The organism is Bacillus sp. Xin1, assembly GCF_013314535.1.
GTDB lineage: Bacteria > Bacillota > Bacilli > Bacillales > Bacillaceae_G > Bacillus_A.
The window spans coordinates 1-5163 of the sequence record NZ_JABUAE010000091.1 but is presented as its reverse complement, the minus strand read 5'-3'; the positions used below and the strand labels follow the sequence as shown (position 1 = coordinate 5163).

The 5163-nt window shown below is 32.1% G+C and carries 2 protein-coding genes and 1 pseudogene; 2 read left to right on the top strand and 1 reads right to left on the bottom strand.

The window, feature by feature from the left end; translation table 11 throughout:
* Both HRG09_RS29590 and HRG09_RS27405 read left to right on the top strand, forming a co-directional pair.
* Positions 1–92: pseudogene (locus tag HRG09_RS29590) on the top strand (IS6 family transposase); the annotation flags it as partial.
* Between the two features lie 358 nt (positions 93–450).
* Entirely contained in the window at positions 451–3732 is a 3282-nt protein-coding gene (locus HRG09_RS27405; RefSeq protein ID WP_174103967.1) for a VaFE repeat-containing surface-anchored protein, read from the top strand.
* Between the two features lie 735 nt (positions 3733–4467).
* Here the strand turns inward: HRG09_RS27405 and HRG09_RS27400 are convergent.
* Positions 4468–4989 carry a hypothetical protein gene (locus HRG09_RS27400; RefSeq protein ID WP_174103966.1) on the bottom strand — a complete coding sequence of 174 codons (522 nt, stop codon included), beginning with the start codon at positions 4987–4989 and terminating at the stop codon, positions 4468–4470.
* Between the last annotated feature and the right edge of the window lie 174 nt (positions 4990–5163).

Genomic DNA, 5163 nt, shown 5'->3' with positions numbered 1-5163 from the left:
TTCATGCCCTATATAAACAAAGGCGAAGTCTTCAAAGAGACTCCACCTTTTCAACATACAATGAAATTCAACAATTACTAGCTACTTCTTAAACATTGTTCCTCATTTACCAACCTGTTTATGTTTTTTTCAAACTTTGTAACAGAACCGCTATTTTTAAGGTGACAGTTGTATAAATAGAAGATTAATAACTTGAGCAAAAATAAATGACTATTTACATACTTAACATACATATTTGTTTTGTTAATCATATGTATTTTTGAGTATTTGTATAGAGTAAATGTGTTGAAAAACTTGAAAAACATTAAAATGTGTAAATTGTATGACTATTTTATTTAATTTATTTAATATTTGTAATCTTTTATTTTATAATGATAATCGGGTTGATCGAGAATGTCTTAGATATTGCGATATATACTCGAATTCATTTATTTTAGGGAGGTTACAATATTGGGTAAGAGAGTTATTATAAGAGTTGTTACATTATTATCAGTACTGGCATTATTTCTTAATGTGTTTTTACCAAGGGCTAGTGCAGAGGTTATGACGCACGAGAAATATTCAATGGATTGGAGTTATAGTAATAGTCTAGGTAAGTACATTCGAACTGAAATTATTAAAAATTCAAGCAGTCAGATTGCATATTGCTTAACTCTTGGCTTAAAATCACCAAATGGTGAAGATCTTCCTGAAATGGGTAAAACAGATAATGTGGTATATAGGGTCTTATTAAATGGATTCCCACAAAAAAGTGTAGAACAGCTGGGAGTAGCTAATAAGAATGAGGCACATTATGCAACACAACTTGCGATTTGGAATGCATTAGGTCAACTTGATGTAAATGAATTAAATCATGCGAATAAAAATGTTGAAAAGGCGGTTAAGGAAATTATTAATGCTGCTAATAAAAGTGAAGATACTCAAGATATTTTCATGAATGTAATTCCTGCTGAAAAGCAAAAAGCAGAATTAAAGGGTGAGTTTTTTGAAACAAACTTATACACAGTACAAACAAATGCTAAGAGTGGTTCTTATAAGGTAGTAGTGAAAAATGCACCTAATGGAGTAAAAATTGTTGGTGAAAATGGAGAAGTGAAAGATCAGCTTTCAGTTGGGGAAAAATTTCGTATCCAAATTCCTAAAAATACAAAAACAGGTGAATTTAATTTAAGTGTTGCAGCAAATTTAACTAAAGTTCAAGCAATTGCTTATCGCGGTACTGATACTATTCAGAATGCTACAGTACTACTAGAAAGAAATGAAGAAAAGCTTAGTAGTGACCTCGCAGTAAATTGGGAAGCTGCTGGTTCTTTAAAAATTAAAAAGGTTGGAGAAAATGGAGAAGTTTTAGCTGGTGCAGTATTTGAAGTCTTTAATGCAAATAATGAATCAGTTGGGAAAATTACTACTGCTGCTGATGGTACTGCAGAATTAAACAACCTACCAATTGGTACTTATACTGTAAAAGAAATTAAAGCACCAACAGGCTATGTTTTAGGTGACAAACCACAAACTATTGAAGTTAAGACAGGAGAAACAGGAGCTGTTCAAGTAGTAAACAACAAAGCAAAAGGGAACATTGAAATTAAAAAACTTAGTGATTCGGGCAAGGTGTTACCTAATGTTGAATTCACAGTCTATACTGAAGAAGGAAAAGAAGTGAAAAAAGTAGTAACTAAAGAAAATGGAATTGCAAATGTTGAAGGTCTTACGTATGGTAAGTATTATTTCTTAGAGACAAAAACACCTAATGGATATATTGGAAATAAAACAAAGTATCCTTTTGAAATTAAAGAGCACAATAAAACACTTACTTTTACAGTGGAAAATACCGAAGTAAAAGGTAGTGTAAAATTATTAAAAGTAGATAACGAAGATATCAGTAAAAAATTGGAAGGTGCAGTATTCGAGCTAAAAGATGCAAGTGGAAAAGTAATTGGGGAATATAAGACAGATAAAAATGGCGAGATTAACGTCAAAGATTTAGCGTATGGTAAGTATTCATTTGTAGAAAAGACTTCTCCAAATGGTTACGTTCTTGTTACAGAACCAATTGTGTTCGAAATAAAGGAACATGGAAAAATTATTGAGTTATTAGCAGTTAATCATCTTATCAAAGGTAATCTAGAAATTACAAAGGTAGATGTAGCTGATGGAAACAACAAGCTTCCAAATGCAGAATTTACTATTTATAACGAAGCAGGGAAAGAAGTAGTAAAAGGAAAAACAGACGATAAAGGTATCGCGAAATTTGAAAAGTTACCATTTGGAAAATACACATATAAAGAAACTGTTGCACCAAAAGGTTATATATTGAATGAAGAAACGTTTTCTTTTGAGATCAAAGAGAATGGTCAAATCATTAAACATATTGTCAAAGATGAAAAGATTCCTTCAGTAAAAACAACAGCTACTGATAAAACCGATGGTACAAAAGAAATGCACACTTCTAAGTCTGTAACAATTCAAGATAAAGTGGAATATAAAGACCTACAAGTAGGTAAAGAGTACACTTTAAAAGGTAAATTAATGGATAAAGAAACTAATAAACCATTAGTTGTAAATGGTAAAGAAGTAACAGCTGAAACTAAGTTTACACCAAAAGAAGCAAATGGTTCTATTACATTAGACTTCACATTTGATGCAACTGGTTTAGAAGAAAAAGAAGTAGTAGTATTCGAAGATGTACTGAAAGACGGAAAAATTGTTACAACACATGCTGATATCAACGACAAAGGTCAAACAGTTAAGTTTGTTAAGCCATCAATAAAAACAACAGCTACAAACAAAGCTGATGGTGGAAAAGAGATTCATTCAAACGATTCTATCACGATCCAAGACAAAGTAGAGTATACTAACTTAGTTGTAGGTAAAGAGTACACTGTAAAAGGTAAACTAATGAACAAAGCTATTAACAAACCATTATTAATTGATGGTAAAGAAGTAACAGCTGAGACTAAGTTTACTGCAAAAGAAAAGAATGGTTTTGTAACATTAGACTTTACTTTCGTTGGTGCTGAACAGCAAGGAAGAGAAGTAGTAGTGTTTGAAGACTTATTACATGAAGGTCAGGTAATTGCAACTCACGCTGACATTAACGATGTAGGGCAAACAGTTCGATTTGTAGAACCTTCAATAAAAACAACAGCTACAAACAAAGCTGATGGTTCTAAAGAGTTAGACGCTTCGAAATCTGTAACAATCCAAGATAAAGTGGAATACAAAGACTTAATCGTGGGTAAAGAGTACGTTGTAAAAGGTAAACTAATGGATAAAGCAACAAACAAACCATTATTAGTTGATGGTAAAGAAGTAACAGCAGAATCTAAGTTTACTGCAAAAGAGAAAAATGGTTCTATCACACTAGATTTCACATTTAATGCTTCTGAATTACAAGGTAAAGAAGTAGTAGTGTTTGAAAAACTTTATCAAGATAATGTCTTAGTAGCAATTCACGTTGACATTGAAGATATGGGTCAAACAGTGAAATTTAAAGAGATAAAACCGGAACAACCTAAACCAGAACAGCCGCATCCAGATAAAAACACTCCAACATCAGAGCAACCAAAAGAGCAAGTAAAAGAACAACCACAACCTAAGAAAGAAATTCAATCTAAAATTGGATGGTTACCGCAAACAGGTACTAACCTTACAAGTTGGATCTCTATGGCTGCAGGCGCATTGTTGTTAATCGTAGGTGGAGTGATTTTCTTAAAACGTAAAAATGCATAGAAATTAAAAAATAAGCACATCTGTTTATAACAAGATGTGCTTATTTTTATTTTGGTTCGGGTGCAAAAAATGATACATTACCAAATTCGTTTTTTTTGCACTAGAACCTGTTAATTTATATGTAGTCAATATTCCTATTGTTAATTCATTCTTTTCTATACTAATTACATATTATTTTCAGAGTGATAGTGTCAGTATATTCGAAGTTGAGAGATTCAATGCAGTTATCTCGAGATTTTGGACTAAAATGAGTTTTCTAATACTTAATATTTTTTTGTAAAATCATGTACTTTTTGATTAGATTTTGTAGTATTCATTATAAATTGAAGATACGTTTCTATTAGAAACTCTCCTTATAAAGACTGTACTCCCATGGAGGAGTCTCAACCTTTTTCAGAGCACTCACTCTAATGTGAGTGCATTTTTTTGCAGATAAGGACTGGAACGCTTCTATCAACATCCAGCAAGGAGAGAGATTATGTTAGTAGAATCATATAGAGCAAGGGACAGGTTCGATAGCTAAGTAAACTTCATGCCGATAGGTACGATGACCTTAGAAGCTCTTCTTTAAGTGAAGTGTAGATGATGGGCATGGGGCATCATATCAAAAAAAGAAAATTATACGTTTAGACACAATTTGGACACAAATTAGTCGGTTTCCTGTACGGTAAGGAACCAGTTATTTATTTTACTGCTTTTTTTATGAAGTTTTTATCTCGTAATGATCTTAAATGATTAAAAATTATTATTTGTTGATTTATCATTATCTCTTTTTTTTACAACTTTGTAAGCAATCCCAATAAATAAATTACAAATTATTAGTCCGATAAAAGCTGGTAAAACGATTGATACTCCTGAACCATCACCTGCATATAAACTCCATAGAACTTTCAATATAGCAATTAAATTAATGACAAGTATTCCATACTTCCAAGAGTGTTTCCAAAACGCATATGCTAAAGCAAACATTGTCACCGGAACCAGTGAAGACAACGCAATCTTAATAAAGTTCCACTTGCCAAACAAATAATCCATTTCCATTCCCAAAAAAGCTTCCACTTTGGGATTCACTGTTGTAGGTTTTGGAAACCAAAACATACTTGTAGCTAATGCAACTAAAGTGATTATTATCCCCTTGATACTTCTTTTATAAGAAAAATAGCAAAACGGCAATAAAAATAGTGGACGAATATACCAACTCAGGATATTTTGATGTCTCTCAAACGCCCAAGTAAAAAAATCATTAAGAAAATCCACAGATAATCACCTCCTAAGCGCAGCAACATTGGTATTTGATCTAAAATGAAGAATAGCCAGTTTAATGTTAGCATGTTTTTAAACATATATTGGGGTTCCGCTGCATACCCATCAAGCTAAGAAAACAAGTTACCCCCAAAACGAAAAAATGAGCTGAATTCTCATAGCAAAATG